The following is a 25,263-nucleotide window of genomic DNA, read 5'->3' as shown; positions in this document are numbered from 1 at the left end:
TCCCGTACAACGGCGTACGGAACACGGACGGCGCCCGCCCACCAGTCCCCGACCGGACTACTGGGCGGGCGTCGTTGCGTGTCCCGACGCCGGTACGGCTACTTGACCGGGGCCAGCCAGGTGATGATGACGGCGGCGGCGACGGCCAGGACACCGAGGAGGGCGAGCCAACGCGTCCACTCGATCAACGCCCAGATCTCCCGGGGGCGTCGGTTCTCGTAGTCCAGCAGGCGGGTCGGCTCCCCGTAGAAGTCCGCGCCCGGGCGCCCGTGGGCGGCGAGCACGGTGAGCCAGGAGGCCACGATCAGGGCGAGGAATCCCCCGGCGAGGAGGGAGATCACGGTCCAGCGCGGGCAACTCTGGAGCTTGCTCAGGTCCTCCTGGCCCTTGAGGACGAACACCGCGGTGAGCAGCCCCGTGAGGGAGGCCACGAAGTTGCGGTAGCCCTCGGCCTGTTGGAGCGCCGCCGTCAGCTGGCGCTCCGGGTGCGTCATGTGTTCCAGACGGCGTTCGGCGTCGTCGAGTTCGGCGCGGGTGTACGTCATGGCGTCGCACCGTCCGTCCAGGAGGCGATGGTGATCCGTGCGCCACAGCCGTCCTCGACCCCGGCGGGGCGGCCCGTGTGCAGGGAGGTGCACCGGCACAGGGTGCTGAAGGGCTGGGAACCGGGGTCCTTGCGACGGTTCCGGAAACCGCCGCCTTTGGCCTGGGCGTACTGCGCCGCCGTGAACCGCCTGGTCATGGTGCAACCGCATTCCGGGCAGGCGCCGGTGGCCTCGTACACCTCCCTTCCACCGGAGTCCTTGACGGCCCATCGGAAGGCGACGGGCGTGGTGTGGTGCGGTTCGGCGTTGTACGGGTCCAGGGGGCTCACGTGGCTTCCTCGTCGGCTTCGCGGTCGTTTTCCTCGGGCGGGAGTCGGAGATCGAAGAGAGCGGCGTACCGGCTGAGGATCGCGCGTACGTCCGTCTCCGGCAGATCGGTCTCCTCGGCGCAGAGCGAGATGTGGTCCTGGGACACCGCTCCCGAGACGGCCGGGGCGCGGCCGGTGAGCTGCTCGGTGAGGACGATGACATCGCACCAGTGCGGGACGATCCCGCCTTCCTCCGGGGTCGGTTCGCGGACGGTCACGTCCAGGCCGAGGCGGCGGAAGGGGGCGTAACGGGCAAAGGTCTTCCGCAGGGTCCAGCTGAAGCGGCCGGCGACGACGACCAGTTCGAGGGGGCCGAGGATGCCGGAGCCGAGGAGGCCGGCGTCGAAGGCCATGTGGTCGAAGTTGTCCGGGACGAAGCCCATGAGGATGTCGGCGTCGGGGCCTTCGAAGTCGTCGGGCGGGGAAGGGGCGCCGAGAACGGTGAGGGCGGAGAGCCGGGCGATGGACGGGGCCAGAGTGGTCCCGAGACGTTCGGAGTGTCTGAAGAGACGCCGGATGGTCGGGACGGAAAGCTCACCGGTGCTCTCCAGCGCCGAGCCCGAGCCCGAGCCCGAGCCCGGGTTCGAGCCCGTGTTCGAGCCGGAGTCGCTGTCGGGGAGGAGCAGGAGGTCGTACCTCTCGACACGCAGAGCGCGGGCCTCCGGTGTCACGGAGGGAAGGGCGAGAGGCAGGTGCCTCTCCGCCGCTTCCATCCGGTCCAGGACGTCGCCGAGTGTCTCGCCCGGGGCGGCGTGCGCCATGCAGTAGTGGAGGGGAACCGGCCGGAGGTCGAGATCGCCGTAGTTCCCCTCGGGATGGGCGATGCCTATCGGCGGGGCAGCCGTCTGCCGGATCAGGGCCTCGTTGTCCCAGGCGGGGTCCTTGGCGAGGAGCCCGCACGCGTCGAGCACGGTCACGAGCCGCCGGGCCTCGTCGAGGTCGCGCGCGTTCCGGCCCGCGGGGCCGTCGAGATAGGCGTCGACGAATTCCCAGGGACCGAAGGCCTGCTGGTCGTTCCGCCAGTGCTGCATGCGACGGGTGAGCCACAAGGGGGGTGTCCAACCGGCGGCCGCGGCGGGAACGTCAGGGACCCGGATACCGGTGCTCGACGACGACTCGGTGAGAATCCGGGTCGCCTCACCCAGCGGGATGGACAGTTCCTCGGCCGCCCGCACCAGTTGCCGCATGGACAGCTCGCCCTTCCGCCAGGGGTTGCCGTCGGCGATGTCGACTTTCAGGAGCAGGCGCTCGGCGGCCGTCAAGGCGGCGAGCTCGTTCCGTGGCGCGTCCTGGTGCCCCAGCACGGTGAAGCCCAGAGGCGTCAAGCGGCGGAGACGGCCCAGCGCTTCCACGACCGCCGACGCGTCGCCACCGGTCTGCGAGACGCGCTGCTTGAGTTGGGTGATCGACACCTCGCCCGGGTGCCACGACCGGGCGTTCGCGAACCGACCGGCGGTGGTCTCGCCGACCAACCGACCGGCGGTGGTCTCGCCGACCAGTACGGCCGCTTCGGTACGCGTGAAACGCTCCTGGGCGAGTGCTTCGTCGAGTTCCGGGGCCGACGGAAGGCCGGTGCCCAGGGCGTGGAGCTGTCCCAGCAGGGACACGCACTCGCCGAGGGACAACTGGTGCTTGGCGGCGACGATCAGCATCGGGGCGTGCGCCGCCGCCGGCTGGAGGCCACGGGCCGGCCTGGCGCGGTAGGCGGCATGGAGATCGGCCGCGGCGGCGGTGACGCGCACGGAGAGCCGCGCACGGATGTCCGCGACCGCGGGAACCTGGGCTCCCACGATCGCGTAGCGGCGCAGTGCCTTGATCGCGGATCTGACCGGAACCCCCGCCGCGGCCGCGGCTGCCAGCGCGCTGGCCCATCCGCCGCGCGGCGACAAGTCGTCGAGGAAGAGCAGCGCGTCGAGGCCGGTCGGCCGGGGATATCCCTCGGGGAAGAACTCCTCCCGCGGCGCCGGTGTGTGCTCCAACTGGGTCAGCCGCCAACGCTTGAACAGCGAACGGATGGGACCTCGGCCACCCACCGCCCCGCGCTGGGCGACGATCAGTTTGTCGACGGGCAGACAACCCGAGGCCGTCAACGGAAGTCTCTCGCGGAGCATCCTCGTATCGCTCTGCAGCGGTTCGAGGACCGCCGTGACGTCGTCGCCCAAGGCCTCCAGAAGCGCCACGGCCAGGGGAGGCTGCAGCATCGACAGGTCCCAGAGCCACCGCAGCGACACCTCGCTCCACTGTGCCGCCGCCCGGGGAACGACGGCGCGCAGCTCGTCCAGCACCAGCCGCTCGTCGTACGACAGGAGGTTGTTGCGGTCGACACTCGGCACGGGCCGGTGCCGCTCGCGGAGACTGGCCACATAGCCGAACACGGGGCGGGCGTCCGAGACCACCACACCGTCGAGCAGCAGCTGCCCCATGCCCTGGACGAGCCACAGGTCGGTCCCCGCCACATGGGCCGCGGGGCCCTGCCACGACGTGGCGGCCTTGAGCTCCCCCGGTTCCCAGGCCCGGCTCCGCACCTCGCGGCCCGGATCGTCCCGCGCGTACTCCACCGCCCGTACGGCGTAGTCGCTCACCCACAGCATGGACTGCAACGTCTCCACCAGCGAGGGGGGTTGCTCGTCCTCGGCGAGGCCGAGGTACAGCCGTATTCGGGTGCCGCCCTTGGTGGGTACTCCCTTGCCGGGGGTGATGCGCAGGAGACCCGAGCCGGACTGGATCTCGGCCCGCGAAGCCTGGGCGAGGGACTCACGCAGGCCGTAGCGGTTCACGGGCGCCGTGGAGACGATGATCTCCTCGGCCAGCATGAAGTAGCTGAACACCCCGATGCCGAAACGGGAGTTCAGGGCGATGGGGGGCACGCCCGCCCGGCGCCACTCGCGGCGCTCCTGCATGAACTCGGGGTCCTGCTCGTAGCGTTTGCCCGCGCGCGCGAACATGGAGGTGAGTTTGGCGCGGCTCATGCCGGTGCCGTTGTCCTCGCACTGGATGTAGAGGCGTCCGTCCTCGTCCCAGCCCTGGGTGAAGGTGATCCGGCCGGTCCACTCCTCCTCGTTCTCGCCCCGCTTGCGGCCGTACGCGTTGCGCATGTCCCGCAGCCGGCAGGCGTCCAGCGCGTTCTGGTACAGCTCGCGGACGGCCAGCATCTTGTCGCCGTACAGCTGAGCGCCCATGAGCAGGGGGCGGATCTCGTCCTCGGCGAGGCGGAAGCGCTCCAACGGAGCGGTGTACTGGCCGGGCTCGGGGACCAGCTGCCGTGCGGTGACCCGTACGGGCAGACCGCGCAGCAGGGACGGGAGGCTGGAGCGGTCCCGCAACCACCGGCCCCGGATCGCCCCGACGGCGGCGTCGGCCCGTGCCGCGACCTCCTCCACGGCCGCGTGCAGCGCGGGATGGGGACAGTGGAAACGGACGTCGAGACCGTACGCGCCCCCCGTGTCGAGACCGTACGCGCCCCCCGTGTCGAGGCCGTACGCGCCACCCGTCAGATCGCCCACCGCCGCGAGGTCGAACTCCTCGGACAGAGCCTTGACGACGGGGCGCGGACGCAGCGGTTCGTGGGCGCCGAGATGGTCGACCAGCACACTCGACATCCTGCGTGGATCGGCCGACAGCAGCCCCGCCGTCCACAGCAGTTGGGCGAGTTGCTTGGCGCGCCACTCGCCGCCGAGCACCGGGGCGATCCTGCTCCAGTCCTCGTCCCCCGAGTCGTTCACCCGTGGCCGGTCACCCGGTTCCACCGTCAGATGGCCCAGCACCTGGCGCAGCTGTCCGTCGATACGTTGCAACGACTGCTCCGAGTGTCCGCCCGGCGGCGGTTCCTCGGCGGAGTCGGCGATCACACGGGCGAGTCTGCACAGCAGGTTGTCCACCGACGGGTAGTCACCGGAGTGCTCCCACAGCAGATCCCAGTCCGCGACGAAGCGGTGGCGCAGCCAGTGTTCCGCGGCCTGCGCCTCGGCGACGAGACCCCGTCCGCGCAGCGTTTCCAGTGTGCCCTGCACCTGCTGGTGGGCTCGACGGACGTCCTCGACGGCGGCCACGACCAGTTTCCCGTGTGCGTCGACCCGGCCGCCGTCCAGTATCTGCCTCAGCTCCTCCAGGGCCACGGCGGTGATGTCCTCGTGCACCAGCGGGGCCGCGAGCAGCACGGCCGTCTCGGCGGGGGACAGCAGCGGGCGGAGGTCGCTGCCCGGGATGTGTTCCACGAGCCCGACGAGCCGGCGTTCGAAGCGGGCCGGGTACGTGGGATCGTGCCACGGGTCGGCCCGGTGGGCCCTCGACTGCGCCACATTGCGGCCCACGTACTCCGCGAGGTCCACAAGACCGGCCTTGACCCGGTCGTGGACCGCCTCGCCGCCCGAGGTGTACTTCCACAGGGCGGAGTCCGTGACCATCGTGGTCCAGGGGAGCGGCTCCTTGTACCCCTTGCACAGTTCGAGCGCGTCCACGGACTGTCCGAACGGCGCGAGATGCTTGACCGTCGGCGGCTCCACCGGCTCGTCCGCCGCCAGCTTGCGCATCTCCTGCTCGGTGTACCGCATGATCTCGCCGAACGTGGTCGGCGGCGTCTCGGGGGCGAGCGCCCGTGCCAGCGCCTGGGCGAACCAACTGCCGTGTTCCTGATCGGCGTACGAGCGCTGCCCCGCTCCGCAGCTGTACAGCCACACGGCGTCCTGGGCAGGCACCCGGACACCGGAGGAGTCGTCGTTCTGCGGCAGCTCCGCCTCCCGGCAGGCGTCCAGACAGACGACGACCGTCACTCCCTTCCGCGGACCGCCCAGCTGCAGGCCGACCGGATCGGCGGCGAGCAGTGAGTCCTTCAGCAGGGTGGCGGTGCCGTCGGGGCGGGGATCACCGGGCTGCGCGTCGGCGGCCAGCAGATAGTCGCTCTCGCCCAGCGTCACACCGTGACAGGAGAGGTAGACGAAGGCGGTGTCCCCCGGTTCGCAGGAGGCGAAGAAGCGGCGCAGTTCGCCCCTGAGCCCGTTCTTGCCCAGTTCGAGTGCGGAGACCAGGCCGACATGGTGTTCCTTGACGGTGTAGCCCGACAGCTCCAGGGCCCCGGCCACGAGCGAGACGTCCTTCTCGGCGCAGGGCAGCGGGGCGAACCTCGCATGGAGTTCCGGTTCCTTGGCGAGAAACGGTGTCTCCGTCACCCCGATCAACAGCGCCCGCCGCCGTCCCTGGGGTTCACCTTGCACCATGCCTGCGGACCCCACCCGTGACTCCCTCGCCGATGTGCCGATCATCGACATGATTCCAGAAGTGCCCGGTCTGCGGCGTACGTTGAGGAGCACGCCGGAGCACGCCGGAAGGGGCACGAGGCGCGGGGCGGTGTCCCGCGGCTAGCCCGTCATCGCCGCGACCTTCGTGAGCGCCAGCACGATCAGCAGTGCGAGTACGAGGACGCATGCCCCCGCCTGCATCAGGACCCGTCGGCGGTCGCGGGGGGCGTAGGCGAACGCGAGGGCCACGAGGCCGCCTGTCAGGAGGCCGCCGAGGTGGCCCTGCCAGGAGGTGACGACCGCCGAGATGACCAGCCAGATCAGCAGGCCCGCCATGAAGCGGTTGATGCCGGCCGGGTCGGCGCCCAGGCGGCGGGCCAGGACGTAGTACGCGGTGCAGACGCCGAAGATCGCGCCGGAGGCGCCGACCGTGGTGCCGTCGGGGTCGAGGAGGAGGACGAGGACGGAGCCGCCGAGGGCGGAGAGCAGGTACAGGGCCAGGTAGCGGACGCGGCCGAGCTGGGCCTCGACGATCCTGCCGACGTTCCACAGGGTGACCATGTTCATCACGATGTGGAGGATGCCGAACGTGCCCTCGGTGGGCGGGAGATGGAGGAACGCGCCGGTGAGGAGGCGGTACCACTCGCCGTCGATCACGCCTTCGAGCTGGAAGTCGGACGGATAGGCGCTCTGCCAGACGTAGTGCAGGCCGTCCGAGCCGAGCAGGCCCCGGCCCAGCATCGCGAAGTCGTCCACGACCGAGGGGCGGAGGAGTTCGGCGACGTAGGCGACGACGTTCAGGCCGATCAGGACGTACGTCACCAGCGGGACGGTCGAGATACGGCCGCCGAAGGCCGTGCGGGCCTGGCGGACCGTTCTCGCGCCCTCCTTCACACACTCCGGGCACTGGTGGCCCACGGCCGCGTCCCGCATGCAGTCCGGGCAGATGAACCGCTCGCAGCGCGTGCAGCGGACGTACGACTCCACTTTCGGGTGGCGGTAGCAGGTGGTGACGGCGGGCTCGGACGACGACGGGGACTCGGGTTCCACGGCCGGCTCCTTGGGGGTGCGGGGCTGATGACGAGCCGGTGAGGACGGCGGCGAACAAAATAGCGAACATGGGTGGGAGTGTGGTGAGGGGGAGTGCCCTGGCCGTACGGGGCTCGCCTGCGCCTGTTCGGGTCCGGGGCGCGGATTCCGAAGGCGACGGTCGAGGTCACCGGCGGTGAGCAGCACCACTGAGCACCGTGCTCCGGCATTCGCTCGGGCTGCCCCAGGCGGTCCGCAGGGCGGTGGCCTTGGTCAGCCAGAGCGACAGGTCGTACTCGGCGGTGTAGCCGATCGCGCCGTGCAGTTGGAGCGCCGTGCGCGCGGTCGCGTACGCCGCCTCGCACGCCGTCACCTTGGCCGCCGCCACGTCCGCCGGGTCCAGGGTGACCGCCGCGCCGAGGACCAGGGGGCGCGCGAACTCCAGGGCCACCTTCGCGTCCGCGAGCCGGTGTTTCACCGCCTGGAACGAGCCGACGGGCACCCCGAACTGGGTGCGCTGCCCGACGTACGCCACCGTCCGGTCCAGCAGCGCGAGCCCGACGCCCAGGGCCTGCGCGGCCACCGCGAGACGGGCCCAGGCGAGGGCGTGGGCGAGGGCGGGCGGGTGCGTGGGGAGGAGTTCGCCGCCGGGGGAGAGCGGGGTCCGGCGGCGGGCCGGGTCCAGGGAGGGGCGGACCGGGCCGTGGCCGGGGGAGAGGCGCACTCCGCCCGCGTCCGGGTCGAGCGACAAGCGGACCGTCGCCACGTCGCCGTCCAGCGCGTACGCCCCCGGTGCGGGCGCCACCGTGGCCATGATCTCCCCTGACACCAGTGCCGGGAGCAGCCGCTCGGCCGGGCCCGGGTCCTCCAAGCCGGCCAGGAGCACCACCGCCGTCACCGTCTCCACCAGCGGGCCCGGTACCGCGTGTCGGCCCAACTCGACGAAGGCGACGGCCAGTTCGACGGGGAGCGGGCCGACCCCCTCGTACTTCTCCGGCGCCGCCAGCGCGAAGACACCGGCCCGCGCCACCCGCGACCACACCGCGCGCCCCGGCCCGTGCTCCCCGCGCCCCCAGGCCCGTACGACGGACGGGGTGCCGGCGGCCGTCAGCATGGCGTCCAGCGACCCGGCGAACGCCCGCTGCTCGGTGTCCAGGAGGAAGCGCATCAGCGGCGGCCCTTCGGCAGGCCGAGGAGGCGTTCGGCGATGATGTCGCGCTGGATCTCGTTGGTGCCGGCGTAGATCGGGCCGGCGAGGGCGAAGACATAGCCCTCGGACCAGCCGGTGTCCGCCGACTCGCCCTCCTCGCCGAGCAGTTCCAGGGCCGTTTCGTGCAGGGCGATGTCGTACTCGGACCAGAAGACCTTGTTGAGGCTGGACTCGGCGCCGACCGGTGTGCCCTCCAGCAGGCGGGAGGCGGCCGCGTGGGTGAAGAGCTGGTAGGCGCGGGCGCCGATCAGCGCGTCGGCCACCCGGTCGTGCGCCGAGGCCGGCGCGCCCCGGTCGTGCCAGAGGTCGAGCAGCCGGTTCGCGGAGGCATGGAAGCGGCCCGGGGAACGGAGCATCAGACCGCGTTCGTTGCCGGTGGTGGACATGGCGATCTGCCAGCCCCGGCCCGGCTCGCCGATCACGTCCTCGTCCGGGACGAACACATCGTCGAGGAAGAGTTCCGCGAAGGCGGGTTTCCCGTCGAGACGGCCGATCGGGCGGACGGTCACGCCCGGTGCGCGCAGGTCGAACATCAGATACGTCAAGCCCTGGTGCGGCTTCGGGGTGCCCCGCTCGCTGCGGAACAGGCCGAACGCCCGGTCCGCGAAGGCCGCCCGCGACGACCAGGTCTTCTGGCCGGACAGCAGCCAGCCCCCGTCCGTGCGGGTGGCCCGGGAGGTGAGCGAGGCCAGGTCGGACCCGGCCTCGGGCTCCGACCAGGCCTGCGCCCAGACCACCTCGCCGGAGGCCATCGGGGGCAGTACGCGCGCCCGCTGTTCCGCCGTGCCGTGGTCGAAGAGGGTGGGGGCGAGCAGGGTGACGCCGTTCTGGCCGACACGGCCCGGGGCGCCCGCCGCGTAGTACTCCTCCTCGAAGACCAGCCAGCGCCACAGGTCCGCGTCCCGGCCGCCGTACGAGGCCGGCCAGTGCACCACCGACCAGCGGTCGGCGGCCAGTTCGGCCTCCCAGGCGCGGTGCGCGGCGAAGCCGTCCGCCGTCTCCAGGGAGGGCAGCGGCCCGGTCGGGACATGGGCGCGCAGCCAGGCGCGGGCCTCGGCGCGGAAGGTCTCGTCGGCGGGGGAGTGGGCGAGGTCCATGGGGGCTCCCTCTTTTGCCTGACAAACGTTTGGCTGAGCTGACAAACGTTTGGTCGGTGCCTACCAAACGTTCGCTCTTCCCTAACAAGTGTTTGGTAGGTTAGCGTGCCCGCATGAGCAACGTCGAGACTCCGGCGTACCTCCCCGCCCACGGCCTCCTCACCGGCCGCACCGCCGTCATCACCGCGGCGGCCGGCGCGGGCATCGGCGGAGCGACGGCGCGGCGCTTCCTGGAGGAGGGCGCGCGGGTGCTGATCAGCGACGCCCACACGCGCAGACTCAAGGAGTTCAAGGCCGAGCTGGCCGACGAGTTCGGGGCGGAGTCCGTCCGGGCGGTGCCGTGCGACGTGACCGACGAGGACCAGGTACGGGCGCTGTTCGAGGCGGGGGCCCGGCTGCACGGACGGCTCGACATCGTCGTCAACAACGCGGGCCTGGGCGGCACTTCGGCGGTCGTCGACATGACCGACGAGCAGTGGTCCAAGGTGCTGGACGTGACCTTGAACGGCACCTTCCGGTGCACCCGGGCCGCCCTGCGGCTGATGCGGGACAGCGGTGGCGGGGTGATCGTCAACAACGCCTCCGTCGTCGGCTGGCGCGCCCAGGCGGGCCAGGCGCACTACGCTGCGGCGAAGGCGGGCGTGATGGCGCTGACCAGGTGCGCGGCGGTCGAGGCGGCCGAGTACGGGGTCCGCGTCAACGCCGTGTCGCCGAGCCTCGCCCTGCACCCGCACCTCGTGAAGGTCACCACCCCGGAGCTGCTGGAGGAACTGACCGCGCGGGAGGCCTTCGGGCGGTACGCCGAACCCTGGGAGGTGGCGAATGTGATCGTCTTCCTGGCTTCCGGCTACTCCTCGTACATGACGGGTGAGATCGTCTCCGTCAGCAACCAGCACCCGTAAGGACAACGAACAGCGTGCCGACCAAGAAGAACCCCCAGGCGCCCGACACCGCGCCCGCCCGTCGTAGCGAACTCCTGGGCAAGGCGGCCAACGTCTTCGCCGCCGTGGGGTACACCGCCACCACCGTCCGCAGGATCGCCGACGACGCGGGCATGCTCGCGGGCAGCCTCTACTACTACTTCGAGTCCAAGGACGCGATGCTGGAGGAGATTCTGCGGACCTTCCTCGACGAGCTCTGGGAGGCGTACGACGCCGTCCTGGACGCCGGACAGAGCCCCCGGGAGACCTTCGAGGCGCTGGTCGTCGAGTCGTTCCGGGCCATCGACCGGCACCGGCCCGCCGTCGAGATCTACCAGAACGAGGCCAAGCAACTGGTCGCGCAGGACCGGTTCCTGTTCCTCGACGCGTCACGCATCAAGTTCGAGAGGGTCTGGCAGACCACGCTGGAGCGCGGGGTCGCCGTCGGGCAGTTCCGGGCCGACCTCGACACACGGGTCACCTACCGGTTCGTGCGCGACACCGTCTGGGTCGCCGCCTCCTGGTACCGGCCGAGCGGACTGTACAGCCCGGAGGAGATCGCCCGTCAGTACCTGTCGATGGTCCTGGACGGGATCGCCGTACGCGAAGAGCCGCAGGTGGAAAACCACAGGCGGACAACCGCACATGAAGCGCCGCACATGAAGCACCTTTGACGTCAGGGGAGTTGCCATGGCCGAGGCCTATATCGTCGAAGCGGTCCGGACGCCCGTCGGGCGGCGCGGGGGAGGGCTCGGCCGGGTCCATCCGGCCGACCTCGGCGCACACGTCCTCAACGCGCTGGTCGCGCGCGCGGGCGTGGACCCCGCCGCCGTGGAGGACGTCGTCTTCGGCTGCCTGGACACCGTCGGACCGCAGGCCGGTGACATCGCCCGCACCAGCTGGCTGGCCGCCGGGCTGCCCGAGGAGGTGCCGGGCACGACCGTCGACCGGCAGTGCGGCTCCTCGCAGCAGGCCGTGCACTTCGCCGCCCAAGGCGTGCTCTCCGGCACCCAGGACCTGGTGGTCGCGGGCGGCGTCCAGAACATGACGATGATCCCCATCGCCTTCGCCTCCCGGCAGGCCGCCGTACCGCTGGGCCTCACCGAGGGACCCTTCGCGGGCAGCGAGGGGTGGCGGGCACGGTACGGGGACCGGCCGGTGAACCAGTTCGCCGGCGCCGAGATGATCGCCGCGAAGTGGGGCATCGGCCGCGGCGACCAGGAGGAGTACGCGCTGCGCTCCCATCAGCGGGCGGTACGGGCCGTCGACGAGGGCCGCTTCGCGCGCGAGACCGCGCCCTACGGGGACGTGACCGTCGACGAGGGGCCGCGCCGGGACACCTCCCTGGAGAGGATGGCCGCCCTGAAGCCGGTCATCGACGGCGGCACCGTCACCGCCGCCTGTTCCTCCCAGGTCTCCGACGGCGCCGCCGCCCTCCTGCTCGCCTCCGAACGGGCCGTACGGGAGCACGGGCTGACCCCGCGCGCCCGCGTGCACCACCTCTCCGTACGCGGCGAGGACCCCATCCGGATGCTCACCGCGCCGATCCCCGCGACCGCGTACGCCCTGAAGAAGACCGGCCTCACCCTCGACGCGATCGACCTGGTCGAGATCAACGAGGCCTTCGCCCCGGTCGTCCTGGCGTGGCTGAAGGAGACGGGCGCCGACCCGGAGAAGGTCAACGTCAACGGCGGCGCGATCGCCCTCGGCCATCCCCTCGGCGCGACCGGCGCCAAGCTCATGACGACCCTCCTGCACGAACTGGAGCGCACGGGCGGCCGGTACGGGCTCCAGACGATGTGCGAGGGCGGCGGGCAGGCGAACGTGACGATCATCGAGCGGCTGTGACGGAGACCGGAGCCGAACACCTCAGAGGCCGCCGAGCAGCTCCCGCGTCTCCTCCGCCTCCTTCATGATCCGTTCCACCAGCTCCGCGCACGACGGCAGGTCGTCGATCACCCCGGCGACCTGCCCGGCCGCCATCAACCCGAGGTCCGTACGGCCGTCCACCATCGCGGACCTGAGCAGCATGGGTGTGTTGGCGGCGAGCAGGACCTGACTGAACGTGAGGTCCTTGCCGTGCCGCAGCGCGAGGCCGTCGCGGACCATACGGCGCCAGGTGAGCCCGGAGAGCCGCCGGAACCCGGCCGCGTGGCGCACGGCGTGCAGCAGGGCGCGCGCCCGGCCGGACGCCTCCAGCGCGCTCACGAACTCCGTGCGGAGCATCCGGTGCGGCAGCCCGTCCACGGCCCTGGTGACGGTGACGTCCTTGACCGTCGCGGCCAGATAGCGGGCCTTCACGGCGTCGGGCACCGTCGAGTCCGAGGTGAGCAGGAACCGGGTGCCCATCGCCACCCCGGCCGCCCCGAACGCCAGCGCCGCCACCAGCCCGCGCCCGTCGTGGAAGCCGCCGGCCGCGACGACGGGGATGTCGACGGCGTCCACGACCTGCGGCAACAGCACGGTCGTCGCCACCTCCCCGGTGTGTCCGCCGCCCTCGCCGCCCTGCACGACCACCGCGTCCGCACCCCACGCCGCCACCTTCTCGGCGTGCCGCCGGGCGCCGACGGACGGGATCACGACCACGCCCGCGTCCTTCAGTTCGGCGATCAGTTCCCGGGACGGCGCGAGCGCGAACGACGCGACCCGGACGCCCTCCTCGACGATGATCCGCACCCGCTCCCGCGCGTCGCCCGCGTCGGCCCGCAGGTTCACCCCGAACGGCGCGCCGTCCGTGCGGGACCGCACCTCCCGTACGGCGTCCCGGAGTTGGGGCGGTGTCATCGTCGCGGAGGCCAGGATGCCGAGGGCTCCCGCGTTCGCCGTGGCGGAGACCAGCCGGGGGCCGGCGACCCAGCCCATCCCGGTCTGCACGATCGGATGGCGGACGCCGACGAGCCGGGTGAGAGCGGTCTCCATCGGCCCGGTCCCCCTCAGCCCTGGACTTCGCGCGCGCGGGCGTTCTCCGGATCGAGCACCTCGCGGATCAGCCGCAGCTCGTCCTCGGTCGGTTCCCGGGTGTACGGCACCTCGTCCGGGACGGCGAGCTCGAAACCGGTCGCCTCCCCGACCTGCTCGACCGTGACACCGGGGTGCAGGGAGGCCAGCCGCATCCTGTGGTCGGGCGTCGCGAAGTCGAACACGCCGAGGTCGGACACGACACGCGGGAGGTGGTGGAAGCGGGCGGCGGCCGGATGCTCGGCCACCCGGTCGTAGCCGACCCCGCACACCATGTCGACCTTCTCGACGAAGACCCGCCGGGAGTGCCGGGGGACCCAGTAACTCGTGGGGTTGTTGAGGGTGTTGACCGGGGCGCCCCGCACCCCGAGCAGCTGCCGTCTCGGCCTCGCCCAGTCGCCGACGCACGAGATGTTCTGGTTGCCGTACCGGTCGAGCTGGCTCGCGCCCATCATCACGTGCCGTCGGCCGCCGGTGACCAGGGCCAGGTGCCGCCGGTAGGGCAGCCACCCCTCCACGGTGCCGTCGGGGCCGACGAGCAGGGCCTCGCCGTCGGTCAGCAGCAGGTCCGGCGCGAAGGTCCGCCGGGCGAGGCGCGCGCCCAGCGCCGGGACGAGCCCCATGGGGCTGGCCAGGATCTCCCCGGCACCGCGCCAGGCCTCGGCACAGGCGATCACGCAGTACTCGGCACGGGTCGCACCGCTCATGAACCCTCCCCTTGCCACGCGCGCACGGCCGACTGGTAGGCGGGCTCGTCCCCCGTCAGGAACCGCCCGGCGAACTCCTCCCACGGCGTGCCCGCGTACAGCTTCTGGAAGGCCTCGTCCCGGCCGTAGTCGGGGGCGCACGAGGTGAAGTGCGCGCCGTTCGGGGCCTCGATCACGCCCGTCACCACCTGGCGGCCGACCAGCAGCGACTGGGGTGGGCCGGCCTTCGTCAACTCGGCCGTGTCCACGAGCCGTTCGCACGACAGGTACGCCGACTCGGCCGCCTCGCAGAAGAGGTCGTCGAAGTATGGATCCGGGCCCAGATACTGGCCGTTGCCCTGCCGGTCGGCCCGGTTGACGTGCACGAACGCGGCGTCCAGGCGCAGGGCAGGCATGGCGACGAAGGTCTCCCCGTCGTCGTACGGCGAGGTGACCGTCCGCAGAGCGGGGTTGACCCGCATCACGTCCGAGCCGATGCCCGCCCGGACCGGCAGGAAGGGCAGCCGGTGCGCGGCGGCCCGCAGCCCCCACATGAACATCGCCTCGTCGATCTCCATCAGCTCGAACGCGCCCCGCTCGCGCGCCGCGCGGTAGTGCGGTTCCAGGGGGATGGAGTCCAGGGTGGCGAAGGGGGCGACCAGCTTCCGGACGCGTCCGGCGGCGGCGAGCATGCCGACGTCCGGGCCGCCGTACGAGACGACGGTGAGATCGGTGACCCCGGACCGGAGGAGCGCCCGCACCAGCGCCATCGGCTTGCGGCGCGAGCCCCAGCCGCCGATGCCGAGGGTCATGCCGCTCTCCAGCCGTGCGACGGCCTCCTCGGCGGTCATGCTCTTGTCACTCACCCGGATTCCCCTCTCCCGCGCCGCTTCCCTCGGGCGAGCCGTCCCTCTTGGCCGCCCCGGACGTCCCGGCCCTCCCACCTCTCCCACCCTTCCCGAACGCGTCGCGGACCTCGTCGGCCACCCCGCTCAGGTTCACCTCGAAGGTGAAGCCCTGCTCGAAGCGGTAGCTGCGGCGGACGTCCACGGGGTCGATGCCGTTGAGCGCGGCCTTGGCCAGCCGCAGCAGCCGGCCGTCCTTCGCGGCGATCTCCCGCGCCAACTCCAGTGCGGCGGCGCGCAGTTCGGCAGGCGGTACGACCCGCCACACCGAGCCGTGGGACCGTAGCTCGGCGGCCGTGACCGTACGCGAGGTGTAGAACAGCGCGCGCATCAGATGCTGGGGCACCAGCCGGGCCAGATGCGTCGCCGCGCCCAGCGCGCCCCGGTCCAGCTCCGGCAGCCCGAAGGTCGCGTCCTCGCCGGCCACGATCGCGTCCGCGTTGCCCACCAGCCCGATCCCGCCGCCCAGACAGAACCCCTGCACGGCGGCGACCACCGGCACCTCGCACTCGTACACGGCGGCGAAGGCCTCCGCGCAGCCGTGGTTGGCGCCGAGCAGCGCGCTCGGCCCCGCCGCCTGGATCTCCTTGATGTCCACCCCGGCGTTGAACCCGCGCCCCTCCGCACCCAGCACCACACACCGCACCCCGGGATCGCGGCCCGCCGCGCGCACGGCGTCGGCCAGCTCGAACCACCCGCGCACCGGCAGCGCGTTCACCGGCGGGAAGTCGACGGTGACGACGGAAATCCCCTTTTCCGGGGACGAGGTGGAGACACCCATCGGAGCATCAGCTACCTTCCACCTAACGTTTGTTAGGTATGTCTCGTGAGGGGAAGGTAGCAGCGGATGCCGCTCAACGGGAAGGGCCTCCACGGGAAGCGGCTCAACGGCAAGGTCGCCGTCGTCACCGGCGGCACACGCGGTGTCGGCGCCGGCCTCGCCCGGGCCTTCGCCGAAGCCGGCGCCGAGGTCGTGACCTGCGCCCGCCGCCCACCCGAAGTGCCGCTCAAGGGCGCCGAGTTCAGACCGCTGGACGTCCGGGACCCCGACGCCGTGCACCGCTTCTTCGCCGAACTGCCCCGCGTGGACGTCCTGGTGAACAACGCCGGCGGCACCCCCTACCGCCCGCTCGCCGAGACCGACGCCCACCGCCACGCGCGCGTGATCGAACTCAACCTCACCGCCCCGCTGACCGTCTCCCTCGCCGCCCACGCACACCTCCGGCGGGCCCGGGGCGCGATCGTGATGATCGGCAGTGTGAGCGGCAGCCGCCCCTCCCCCGGCTCGGCGGCCTACGGCGCGGCCAAGGCCGGCCTCGACCACCTCGCCCGCTCCATGGCCGTGGAATGGGCCCCGGAGATCCGGGTCAACACCCTCGTCCTCGGCATGGTCCACACCGAACTCGCCCACCTCCACTACGGCGACGAACAGGGCGTCGCGGCCGTCGCCCGCACCGTCCCGCTGGGCCGCCTCGCCACCCCCGCCGACATCGGCGAAGCGGCCGTCTTCCTCGCCTCCGACGCGGCGGCCTACATCACCGGAGCCTCCCTCCTCGTCCACGGCGGCGGCGAACGCCCGGCCTTCCTGGACGCGGCGACGACCGGCACGGACGAAGGAGAACCACGATGAACACGTCAGACGCCACGGCGGAGGACACAGCACGGGACACACCCCGGCTCTGCGAAGGGCGCGTCGTCGTCGTGACCGGCGCGGGCCGTGGCCTCGGGCGGGCGCACGCGCTGGCGTACGCCGCCGAGGGCGCCCGCGTGGTCGTCAACGACCTCGGCGTCGGACTCGACGGCACCCCGGACGCCGACAGCCCGGCCGCCCGCGTCGTCGAGGAGATCCGCGCCGCGGGAGGGCACGCGGTCGCGCACGGCGCGGACATCGCCACGACCGCCGGCGCCGCCTCCCTCGTCCGCACCGCCCTGGACACGTACGGCCGCCTCGACACCCTCGTCAACAACGCCGGGTTCCTGCGCGACCGCATGCTCGTCAACCTCGACGAGGACGACTGGGACGCCGTCCTGCGCGTCCACCTCAAGGGACACTTCCTCCCCCTGAAGCACGCCGCCGCCCACTGGCGCGCCGAGACCAAGGCGGGCCGCACCCCCACCGCGCGCGTCGTCAACACCAGCAGCGGCGCGGGTCTGCTCGGCTCCCTCGGCCAGGGCAACTACAGCGCCGCCAAGGCCGGCATCGTCGGCCTCACCCTCGTCGCCGCCGCCGAACTCGCCCGGTACGGCGTCCAGGTCAACGCCATCGCCCCCGCCGCCCGCACCCGCATGACCGAGACCACCTTCGCCGACACCATGACCGCCCCCGACACCGGCTTCGACGCGATGGCCCCCGAGAACGTCTCCCCCTTGGTCGTCTGGCTCGGCTCCCCCGCCAGCGAGGGCGTCACCGGCCGCGTCTTCGAGACAGAAGGCGGCCGCATCACCGTCATGCAGGGCTGGCACCCGGGCCCGACGGAGGACAAGGGCACCCGCCGAACCCCGGAGGGGGCAGGAGAGACCGTACGAAAGCTCCTGGCGGAGGCGAAGACACCGGGCCCGGTGTACGGGACGGGATGACCCGGGGCCTTTGAAACAAGGTCGCGCCCCCGATTTTTTTGGGGGCGCGGGGAACTGCGCGACAAGCCCCCACCGACCCGCACCCGCCGACGCACCGCCCCCCACCACCCCCTCCCGCGCCCCCAAAACCTACGTGTCGCACTCCAACACCGTCCGACACAACCCACACCGAGCCCGCACCCGCCCCCGCACCGGCACCCGAATCCGCTGATGACACGTAGGACAGGGAAACGACACCCGCAACAACCCACCCCCACCCCCACCCCCCTCCGCAGTGAACACATACGGCACCCCCACCCCCGGCACAGCCGACCGCAGGTCCCCCGCATGGCGCCGATCCCGCGCATACCGCCGCCGCCCCGCCCACCCCGCCGCCGTCAGCGGCGGCTGCCGCTCGTCCCGCTGCGCCCGCACCCGGCCCTCCGCGAACGCGGAGTACGCCTGCGCGCTGGTGAACCACACCGACGGATCCTCCCCGAACACCTGCGCCCGCTTGGCCAGCACGTACCCGAACTCCTCCGGCGTCAGATACCCCAGCTTCTGCGACGACGCGGCGTCCTCCCGGTACGCGTCCAGCAGCAGCCACCCCGCCCCCAGATACGTCGCCGCCGTGTCCGTGAGGATCTCGTTGTCACGGGTGCCGGGGAAGGACAGCCCGAGCCGGTGCAGATAGACGTGCATGATCTCGTGCGCGAGAGCCGCCCCGATGTCCCGGCGGTGATTGCGGAACCGGTCGTTCAGCTCGACGAAGTACTCCGGCCCCGCCGCCAGCTCCACGCTCGCCGCCTGCGTCATCTCCCGGAACCCGACGATCATCCGGGCGTCCGGCAGCCGATAGTGCCGCACCAGCTCCCGCGCCACCCGCTGCGCGCCGAGATGCAGATCGTCGGTGTCGCAGAAGGCCACGTCGACGGGGGCCACGCTGGTGGCGAAGGTCTGGATCGTGTCGTAGGAGAGCCGCTTGTACAGCGCGGTGATCGACGCCCGCACGGTCTCCAGGTGCGGGTAGCCGTGCTCGACAGGTCCGCCGTTCGCCACGTCCGCACCCCTTAAGACGCCTCGATACGTTCCACTCTAAGCCGGTTCGGGCGGCGAACCACGGCGTCGTAGGGTGACGACCATGACCACCAGCAACACCAATGAGGCGAAGACCGCCACCGCGCCGGCCGGCGAGGTCGACGCGGACGTCCGGGCGGAACTCACCCGACTGCGGGACAGCATCGACAACATCGACGCCGCCGTCGTCCACATGCTCGCCGAACGCTTCAAGTGCACCCAGCGGGTCGGCCACCTCAAGGCCGCGCACCAACTGCCCGCCGCCGACCCGGGCCGCGAGGCCCAGCAGATCGACCGGCTGCGCGGACTCGCCGAAAGTGCCAAGCTGGACCCGGCGTTCGCGGAGAAACTGCTCAACTTCATCATCGCCGAGGTCATCCGCCACCACGAACGCATCGCGGACGACGCCCTGAACAGCGCGACGGGCACGGCCGCCACGGCACCGCACGCGGGGGAGTGACATCGAGTCCGTCAGCGGGCATCCTGCGTGAGCACTCCTCGTCAGGAATCGACCACTCACGGTGAGAGGCCATGCCGTCGGAAGCCAAGATCCTCATCGTCGACGACCATGAGGACACGCTGTTCGCCCTGGAGAGCGCCCTGGCCCCGCTGGGCTACCGACTGACCCGCGCCACCAGCGGCGACGCGGCACTCAAGGAAGTCCTGCGCGGCCAGGTCGGCCTGCTCCTCCTCGATGTCCGTATGCCCGGCGTCAGCGGCATCGACGTCGTCCGCTACATGCGCGGCGTCGAACAGACCCAGCACATCCCCGTCCTCCTCCTCACCGGCTTCGGCCCCGACGCCGAACTCACCGCCACCGCCTTCCGCCTCGGCGTCGCCGACCTCGTGATGAAACCCATCGACCCCTGGGCCCTGCGCACCAAGGTCCGCTACCTCTACGACGCCCACGAACGCGCCCACGCCCTGGAACGCGAGGTCCGCGACCTGCGCGCCCGCCTCAAGGACCACGAGGACCTCACGCGAGCCGACGGCGACCACCGCGGCCGGGGGCGCGTCCCCGCGCAGCACGACGGCGCGAAGGGCCGGGCCGAGGACCGGGCATAGGCCGCATACGACCGGACGCGCGGCGTACGCGACCGGACAAAGGTCGCGTACCAGGCCCGCCCCTGTCCTGTGCCAAAGGCATCAGGCAGCATGTCCCTCATGTCCGTACTGACGCGCGACGAAGCGCATGCCCGTGCTCGGCTCCTCGACGTCCACCGCTACGAGATCGCCCTCGACCTCACGCGCGGCGACGAGACCTTCGACTCCCGTACCGTCATCCACTTCACCGTACGGGGGAAGAAGAAGGCCGCGGACACCTTCGTCGAGCTGAAGCCCGCCGAACTGCGCTCCGTCACCCTCGACGGGGAGCCCCTCGACCCCGGCACCCTGGACGGCAACCGCCTCCTCCTCAAGGGCCTCACCCCGGGCGACCACGAACTGCGCGTCGACGCCGCCATGCGCTACTCCCGCACCGGCGAGGGCATGCACCGCTTCACCGACCCCACCGACGGCGAGACGTACGTCTACACCCAGCTCTTCATGGACGACGTCCAACGCGTCTTCGCCGCCTTCGACCAACCCGACCTCAAGGCCGTCTTCGACCTCACCGTCACCGCCCCGCAAGGCTGGACCGTCCTCGCCAACGGCGTCACGGAACACCAGGACGACGGCACCTGGCGGGCGGCCACCACCCCGCTGATCTCCACCTACCTCGTCGCCGTCGCCGCCGGCCCCTGGCACTCCGTCCGCACCGAACACCGCGGCCTGCCCTTCGGCATCCACTGCCGCCGCTCGCTCGCCCCCCACCTCGACACCGACGCCGACGAGCTCCTCGACATCACCCGCGCCCTCTACGACCGCTACCACGACAAGTTCGAGGAGCCGTACCCCTTCGACTCCTACGACCAGGCGTTCGTCCCCGAGTTCAACGCCGGCGCCATGGAGAACCCCGGCCTCGTCACCTTCCGCGACGAGTTCGTCTACCGCTCCGCCGTCACCGACACCGAACGCCAGACCCGCGCCATGGTCATCGCCCACGAGATGGCCCACATGTGGTTCGGCGACCTCGTCACCCTCAGGTGGTGGGACGACATCTGGCTGAACGAGTCCTTCGCCGAGTACATGGGCTACCAGACCCTCACCGAAGCGACCCGCTTCACGGACACCTGGGTCGACTTCGGCATCGCCCGCAAGGCCTGGGGCTACGACGCCGACCAGCGCCCCTCCACCCACCCCGTCGCCCCCGAGAACGTCGACGACACCGCCGCCGCCCTCCTCAACTTCGACGGCATCTCCTACGCCAAGGGCGCCTCCGCCCTGCGCCAACTCGTCGCCTGGCTCGGCGAGAAGGACTTCCTCGCCGGCATCAACGCCCACTTCACCCGGCACCGCTTCGGCAACGCCACCCTCGCCGACTTCATCGACAACCTCGCCGGCGCCACCGAACGCGACGTCCACGCCTGGGCCGACGCCTGGCTCCGCACCACCGGCGTCGACACCCTCACCCCCAAGGTCACCCGCGCCGCCGACGGCACCCACACCGTCACCGTCGACCGCACCGGCAGCCGCCCCCACCACATCGCCGTCGGCCTCTACGACCGGGACCACGGCGACGACCAGGGCCACCTCACCCTCCGCCACCGCGTCGCACTCGACCTCCCCCAGAACGCCGACCAGCCCGAGCAGCCCATCGGCAAGCGGCCCGCCCTGCTCCTCCTCAACGACGGCGACCTCACCTACGCCAAGGTCCGCTTCGACGCCGAGTCCTTCGCCGCCGTCACCGCCCACCTCAGCGGCCTCCCCGACCCGCTCACCCGCGCCGTCGTCTGGAACGCCCTGCGGGACGCCGTCCGCGACGCCGAACTCCCGCCCACCGCCTACCTGGAGGCGGCCCGCACCCACCTGCCGCGCGAGACCGACCTCGCCATCGTGCAGGGCGTCCTCGCCTTCGCCACCACGCAGGTCGCCGACCGTTTCCTCGCCCCCGAGCAGCGCGCCGCCGGCCTGTCCACGCTCGGCTCCCTGTGCCGCGACCTCATCCGCCGCACCGAGGACGGCGACAACCCGGGGCTGCGCCTCACCGCCGTACGCCACTTCATCGACGTCGCCGCCCACCCCGAGACCATCGCCGCCTGGCTCGCCGAAGGCACGGTTCCGGGCGGGCCCGAACTCGACCCCGAACTGCGCTGGCGCGTCCTCGGCCGGCTCGCCGTGCTCGGCGCGGTGGACGCCGCCGCGATCGACGGCGAACTGGAGCGGGACCCCAGTGCCAGCGGCCGGGAGGGCGCCGCCCGCTGCCGGGCCGCGCTGCCCGACGCCGAGGCGAAGCGGGCCGCCTGGGAGGCGATGTTCACCACCGACGACCTCTCCAACTACCTGTTCACCGCGACGGCCCAGGGGTTCTGGCAGCCGGAGCAGGCGGAACTCCTCACGGAGTACGTCGAGCGGTACTGGGGCGACGCGGTCGCGCTGGCCGCTCGGCGCGGGCCCGCTATCGCGGAGGCGGCGGGGCGGTGGGCGTTCCCGGTGTACGCGGTGGATCCGGAGACGCTGGGGCTGGGGGAGCGGTGTCTTGAGGACGGGGAGCTGATTCCGGCGTTGCGGCGGAAGCTGGTGGATCAACTGGATGATCTCGGGAGGGCGTTGCGGGTGCGGGAGGGATAGACCGGAGCGCCGTGGGGGCTTGGGGGTTCTGCGGGCTTGCGGCCGTAGGTGGCTGGTCGCGCAGTTCCCCGCGCCCCTTTCGGGGCGCGCTGCACTACCCTCTTTTGGTTGTAATTAGCCGTCTTTTCGGGCTCGGCACCCGATCGGCGTACAAGATGGGATTCCCCGTGCTCGGAGGAATCCATGACTGCCCCGCCTCTCGCGTCGGGACCCCAAGGTCCCGGTGTGCTCCGGCCGTTGCTCGACACCGTGCTCGACGCGTTGCGGGAGGGGGCCGAGGCGCGGGGCGGGCCCCTGCCGGCCGGTGGTCCGGAGGCGGTCGCGGCGAGGGTGCGGGACGTGCTCGGGGAGGCGCTGCCCGTCGAGGGGGAGCCGGACGCCCTCCCTCGACTCGTCCGGGCCCTCGCGACCGGCACCGCCGACCCCGCCGACCCGCTGTGCGCGGCCCACCTCCACACCCCGCCCCTGGCCGTGGCGGTCGCCGCCGACCTCGCCGTCTCCGTGCTGAACCCGTCCCTCGACTCCTGGGACCAGGCCCCGGCGGCCTCCGCGCTCGAAGCGCTGGTGACGCGGGCCCTGGCCGAGGAGACCGGCGCCTCCGACGCGCTGGTCACCACCGGGGGCACCGAGTCCAACCACCTCGCCGTCCTGCTGGCCCGTGAGGCGCACCCCGGCGTACGGCTCGTCCACGGGGCCAACGCCCACCACTCCCTGCCCCGCGCCGCCTGGCTCCTCGGCCTGCCCGAGCCCGTCGCCGTCCCGACCCCGGCCGGCACCCTGGACCCCGCCGCCCTGGACGACGCCCTCACCCACCTCCGAGGGCCCCTCCTGGTCGCCGCCACCGCCGGAACCACCGACGCCGGGCTCATCGATCCGCTGCCCGATATCGCCGACCTGTGCGAGGCCCACGGCGCCCGCCTCCACATCGACGCGGCCTACGGCGGAGGCCTCCTCTTCAGCGACCGGCACCGGGCCCGCCTGGACGGCCTCGCCCGCGCCCACACCGTCACCCTGGACCTGCACAAACTCGGCTGGCAGCCGGTCGCCGCCGGCCTCCTCGCCGTACGCGACACGCACGATCTCGAAGTCCTCGGCCACCGCGCCGACTACCTCAACGCGGACGACGACACCGAGGCCGGGCTGCCCGATCTGCTCGGCCGCTCCCTGCGGACCACCCGACGGCCCGACATCCTCAAGATCGCCGTCACCCTCAAGACCCTGGGCCGCACCGGACTCGGCCGTCTCGTCGACCGGGTCTGCGCGCTCGCCCAGGAGTTCGCCGCCGGCGTCGAGGCACACCCCGGCCTCGACCTGTACGACCGGCCCACCCTCAGCACGGTCCTCTTCCGGCCCGCCGGGGCCTCCGACGCCACCGTGGCCGCCGTACGCCGCCGCCTCCTCCACGACGGCCGGGCCGTCATAGGCCGCGCCGCACCCGACGGCCGTCTGTGGCTCAAGGTCACCCTGCTCAACCCGCACACCCGGCCGGCCGACCTCGCCACCCTGCTGAAGCTCGTGGCAGCCGCCACACCCGCAGACCTCGCAGCACTCCCCGAAGGACACACCCCCGCATGAGCACGCCCCCCGCGCACGACCGGCGCGCACCCGAAGCCCCCCGCGACCTCGTCGGTGTCGGCATCGGACCCGCCAACCTCTCCCTCGCCGCCCTCGCCCACCCCCTCACCGAACTCGACGCCGTCTTCTACGAACAGCGCCCCGGCTTCGACTGGCACCCGGGCCTCCTCATCGAGGGCGCCACCGTCCAGGTCCCGTTCCTCGCCGACCTGGTGACCCTCGCCGACCCGAAGAGCCCCTGGTCGTTCCTGAACTACCTCAGGACCCGCGACCGGCTCTTCCCGTTCTACTTCGCCGAGCGGTTCCACATCCAGCGCGCCGAGTACGACGCCTACTGCCGCTGGGTCGCCGAGAACCTCCCCGGACTGCGGTTCGGACACCAGGTCGACTCGGTGCGCTGGAACCCCGAACGAGACCTCTTCGAGGTCGACCACACCCACCTGGACGGCGACGGCGAGACCGAGGTCCTCGGCCGCACCTACGCCCGGAACATCGTGCTCGGCGTCGGCACCGAACCCCATGTCCCCGAACCCCTCAAGCCGCTCGTCGAGGCGGCCGGCGTGCCCGTCATCCACGCCGCGGACTACCTCGGCGAGCGCGACCGCCTGCTGGCCGCCGGACATGTCACCGTCATCGGCGCCGGACAGTCGGGGGCCGAGATCTTCCTCGACCTGCTGCGCCACCGGCCCGTGGGCCGCGAGCGCCTGCACTGGCTCGGCCGCACCGAGGCGTTCGCACCCATGGAGTACTCCAAGCTCGGCCTCGAACACTTCACCCCGGACTACACCCGCTACTTCCACGCCCTCACCGAACCCACCCGGGACCGGCTCGTCGCCGCCCAGTGGCAGCTCCACAAGGGCATCGGCGCCGACACCCTCGCCGCCATCCACGACGAGCTGTACCGCCGCACCCTCGACGGCGGCTGGCCCGACACCGTCCTCACCCCCGGCGTCCACGTCCGCACCGCCGGCCGGCTCGCCACCACCAAGGTCGAACTCCACCTCGAACACGGCGAACAGGGCACCCGCTCCCGCCTCACCACCGACGCCGTCGTCCTCGCCACCGGCTACCACGAGCGCCCCCTCGACCGCGTCCTCGCCGGCCTCGACCCGTACATGCGGCGCGACAGCCGCGAACGGCCCCGCGTCGACGACCGGTTCCGAATGATCCTCGACCCGTCCGTCACCGCCGCCGGCCGCCATGTCTACGTCCAGAACGCCGAACTGCACACCCACGGCGTCGGCGCCCCCGACCTCGGCCTGGCCGCCTGGCGCAGCGCCCACATCCTCAACACCCTCACCGGCAAGGAGCCCTACCCCCTGCCCAGCCGCACCGCCTTCACCACCTTCGGCCTCGAACCCGGCCCGCGGATCCCGCCCGCGCGCGGCGAGCGGTCCGCCCCCCGGCTGACGCCCCTCGCCGACGTAAGGTAAT

Annotated in this window: 21 protein-coding genes; 10 read left to right on the top strand and 11 right to left on the bottom strand. The window is 72.1% G+C overall.

Features of this window, described 5'->3' with window-relative positions; translation table 11 throughout:
* Nucleotides 1-98: 98 nt before the first annotated feature.
* The 6 genes from ACZ7MG_RS32735 to ACZ7MG_RS32710 form a co-directional block, all read right to left on the bottom strand.
* On the bottom strand, nt 99-545 hold the full coding sequence (locus tag ACZ7MG_RS32735) for a hypothetical protein (protein ID WP_471394590.1): 447 nt from the start codon (nt 543-545) through the stop codon (nt 99-101).
* Entirely contained in the window at nt 542-874 is a 333-nt protein-coding gene (locus ACZ7MG_RS32730; protein WP_471394593.1) for a hypothetical protein, read from the bottom strand. The genes ACZ7MG_RS32735 and ACZ7MG_RS32730 overlap by 4 nt, the downstream gene beginning before the upstream one ends.
* The gene (locus ACZ7MG_RS32725; RefSeq protein WP_471394596.1) at nt 871-6,126 is read right to left on the bottom strand and encodes an HD domain-containing protein; all 5,256 of its coding nucleotides are present in this window, start codon (nt 6,124-6,126) and stop codon (nt 871-873) included. Before ACZ7MG_RS32725 ends, ACZ7MG_RS32730 begins: the two co-directional genes overlap by 4 nt.
* A 141-nt stretch (nt 6,127-6,267) precedes the next feature.
* The gene (locus tag ACZ7MG_RS32720; RefSeq protein WP_471394599.1) at nt 6,268-7,197 is read right to left on the bottom strand and encodes a rhomboid family intramembrane serine protease; all 930 of its coding nucleotides are present in this window, start codon (nt 7,195-7,197) and stop codon (nt 6,268-6,270) included.
* 166 nt (nt 7,198-7,363) lie between these two features.
* Nucleotides 7,364-8,344, bottom strand: a complete 981-nt coding sequence (locus tag ACZ7MG_RS32715; protein WP_471394602.1) for an acyl-CoA dehydrogenase family protein — start codon at nt 8,342-8,344, stop codon at nt 7,364-7,366.
* Nucleotides 8,344-9,483, bottom strand: a complete 1,140-nt coding sequence (locus tag ACZ7MG_RS32710; RefSeq protein WP_471394605.1) for an acyl-CoA dehydrogenase family protein — start codon at nt 9,481-9,483, stop codon at nt 8,344-8,346. Before ACZ7MG_RS32710 ends, ACZ7MG_RS32715 begins: the two co-directional genes overlap by 1 nt.
* A gap of 113 nt (nt 9,484-9,596) precedes the next feature.
* On the opposite strand from ACZ7MG_RS32710, the gene ACZ7MG_RS32705 reads away from it, so the two are divergent.
* The 3 genes from ACZ7MG_RS32705 to ACZ7MG_RS32695 are packed head-to-tail and all read left to right on the top strand — an operon-like array spanning nt 9,597 to nt 12,251.
* Nucleotides 9,597-10,385 carry an SDR family oxidoreductase gene (locus ACZ7MG_RS32705; RefSeq protein WP_471394608.1) on the top strand — a complete coding sequence of 263 codons (789 nt, stop codon included), beginning with the start codon at nt 9,597-9,599 and terminating at the stop codon, nt 10,383-10,385.
* Nucleotides 10,386-10,399: 14 nt separating this feature from the next.
* The gene (locus tag ACZ7MG_RS32700; protein ID WP_471394611.1) at nt 10,400-11,077 is read left to right on the top strand and encodes a TetR/AcrR family transcriptional regulator; all 678 of its coding nucleotides are present in this window, start codon (nt 10,400-10,402) and stop codon (nt 11,075-11,077) included.
* Nucleotides 11,078-11,093: 16 nt separating this feature from the next.
* Nucleotides 11,094-12,251 carry an acetyl-CoA C-acetyltransferase gene (locus ACZ7MG_RS32695; RefSeq protein ID WP_471394614.1) on the top strand — a complete coding sequence of 386 codons (1,158 nt, stop codon included), beginning with the start codon at nt 11,094-11,096 and terminating at the stop codon, nt 12,249-12,251.
* Nucleotides 12,252-12,272: 21 nt separating this feature from the next.
* Here ACZ7MG_RS32695 and ACZ7MG_RS32690 read toward each other — a convergent pair whose 3' ends face one another.
* Genes ACZ7MG_RS32690 through ACZ7MG_RS32675 form a run of 4 tightly spaced genes read right to left on the bottom strand, consistent with a single transcriptional unit; the run spans nt 12,273 to nt 15,733 of the window.
* On the bottom strand, nt 12,273-13,322 hold the full coding sequence (locus ACZ7MG_RS32690; protein WP_471394617.1) for an NAD(P)H-dependent flavin oxidoreductase: 1,050 nt from the start codon (nt 13,320-13,322) through the stop codon (nt 12,273-12,275).
* A 14-nt stretch (nt 13,323-13,336) separates the two neighbouring features.
* On the bottom strand, nt 13,337-14,068 hold the full coding sequence (locus ACZ7MG_RS32685) for a CoA-transferase subunit beta (RefSeq protein WP_471394620.1): 732 nt from the start codon (nt 14,066-14,068) through the stop codon (nt 13,337-13,339).
* Nucleotides 14,065-14,913 (bottom strand): CoA transferase subunit A, encoded by an 849-nt coding sequence (locus ACZ7MG_RS32680; protein WP_471394623.1) that lies wholly within the window; start codon nt 14,911-14,913, stop codon nt 14,065-14,067. Before ACZ7MG_RS32680 ends, ACZ7MG_RS32685 begins: the two co-directional genes overlap by 4 nt.
* Nucleotides 14,906-15,733, bottom strand: a complete 828-nt coding sequence (locus tag ACZ7MG_RS32675; RefSeq protein ID WP_471394626.1) for an enoyl-CoA hydratase family protein — start codon at nt 15,731-15,733, stop codon at nt 14,906-14,908. Before ACZ7MG_RS32675 ends, ACZ7MG_RS32680 begins: the two co-directional genes overlap by 8 nt.
* A gap of 66 nt (nt 15,734-15,799) precedes the next feature.
* On the opposite strand from ACZ7MG_RS32675, the gene ACZ7MG_RS32670 reads away from it, so the two are divergent.
* Both ACZ7MG_RS32670 and ACZ7MG_RS32665 read left to right on the top strand, forming a co-directional pair.
* Nucleotides 15,800-16,582, top strand: a complete 783-nt coding sequence (locus ACZ7MG_RS32670; protein WP_471394629.1) for an SDR family oxidoreductase — start codon at nt 15,800-15,802, stop codon at nt 16,580-16,582.
* On the top strand, nt 16,579-17,529 hold the full coding sequence (locus ACZ7MG_RS32665; protein ID WP_471394631.1) for an SDR family oxidoreductase: 951 nt from the start codon (nt 16,579-16,581) through the stop codon (nt 17,527-17,529). The genes ACZ7MG_RS32670 and ACZ7MG_RS32665 overlap by 4 nt, the downstream gene beginning before the upstream one ends.
* A gap of 129 nt (nt 17,530-17,658) precedes the next feature.
* Here the strand turns inward: ACZ7MG_RS32665 and ACZ7MG_RS32660 are convergent, their stop codons facing one another.
* Entirely contained in the window at nt 17,659-18,567 is a 909-nt protein-coding gene (locus tag ACZ7MG_RS32660) for a hypothetical protein (RefSeq protein WP_471394634.1), read from the bottom strand.
* An 82-nt stretch (nt 18,568-18,649) separates the two neighbouring features.
* Here ACZ7MG_RS32660 and ACZ7MG_RS32655 point away from each other — a divergent pair, with 82 nt between their 5' ends.
* The 5 genes from ACZ7MG_RS32655 to ACZ7MG_RS32635 all read left to right on the top strand — a co-directional run bounded on the left by ACZ7MG_RS32655 (nt 18,650) and on the right by ACZ7MG_RS32635 (nt 25,262).
* Nucleotides 18,650-19,045 carry a chorismate mutase gene (locus ACZ7MG_RS32655; protein WP_471394636.1) on the top strand — a complete coding sequence of 132 codons (396 nt, stop codon included), beginning with the start codon at nt 18,650-18,652 and terminating at the stop codon, nt 19,043-19,045.
* Between the two features lie 71 nt (nt 19,046-19,116).
* The gene (locus ACZ7MG_RS32650) at nt 19,117-19,650 is read left to right on the top strand and encodes a response regulator (RefSeq protein ID WP_471394639.1); all 534 of its coding nucleotides are present in this window, start codon (nt 19,117-19,119) and stop codon (nt 19,648-19,650) included.
* A gap of 90 nt (nt 19,651-19,740) precedes the next feature.
* Nucleotides 19,741-22,254: an aminopeptidase N gene (gene pepN, locus ACZ7MG_RS32645; RefSeq protein ID WP_471394642.1), complete on the top strand. Its 2,514-nt coding sequence runs from the start codon at nt 19,741-19,743 to the stop codon at nt 22,252-22,254.
* Between the two features lie 183 nt (nt 22,255-22,437).
* Entirely contained in the window at nt 22,438-23,829 is a 1,392-nt protein-coding gene (locus ACZ7MG_RS32640) for a pyridoxal phosphate-dependent decarboxylase family protein (protein ID WP_471394645.1), read from the top strand.
* Nucleotides 23,826-25,262 carry a lysine N(6)-hydroxylase/L-ornithine N(5)-oxygenase family protein gene (locus ACZ7MG_RS32635; RefSeq protein ID WP_471394648.1) on the top strand — a complete coding sequence of 479 codons (1,437 nt, stop codon included), beginning with the start codon at nt 23,826-23,828 and terminating at the stop codon, nt 25,260-25,262. The genes ACZ7MG_RS32640 and ACZ7MG_RS32635 overlap by 4 nt, the downstream gene beginning before the upstream one ends.
* Nucleotide 25,263: the final 1 nt, after the last annotated feature.

Source organism: Streptomyces sp. NPDC107538 (genome assembly GCF_055657445.1).
This window is presented reverse-complemented; position numbering and strand designations above follow the sequence as displayed.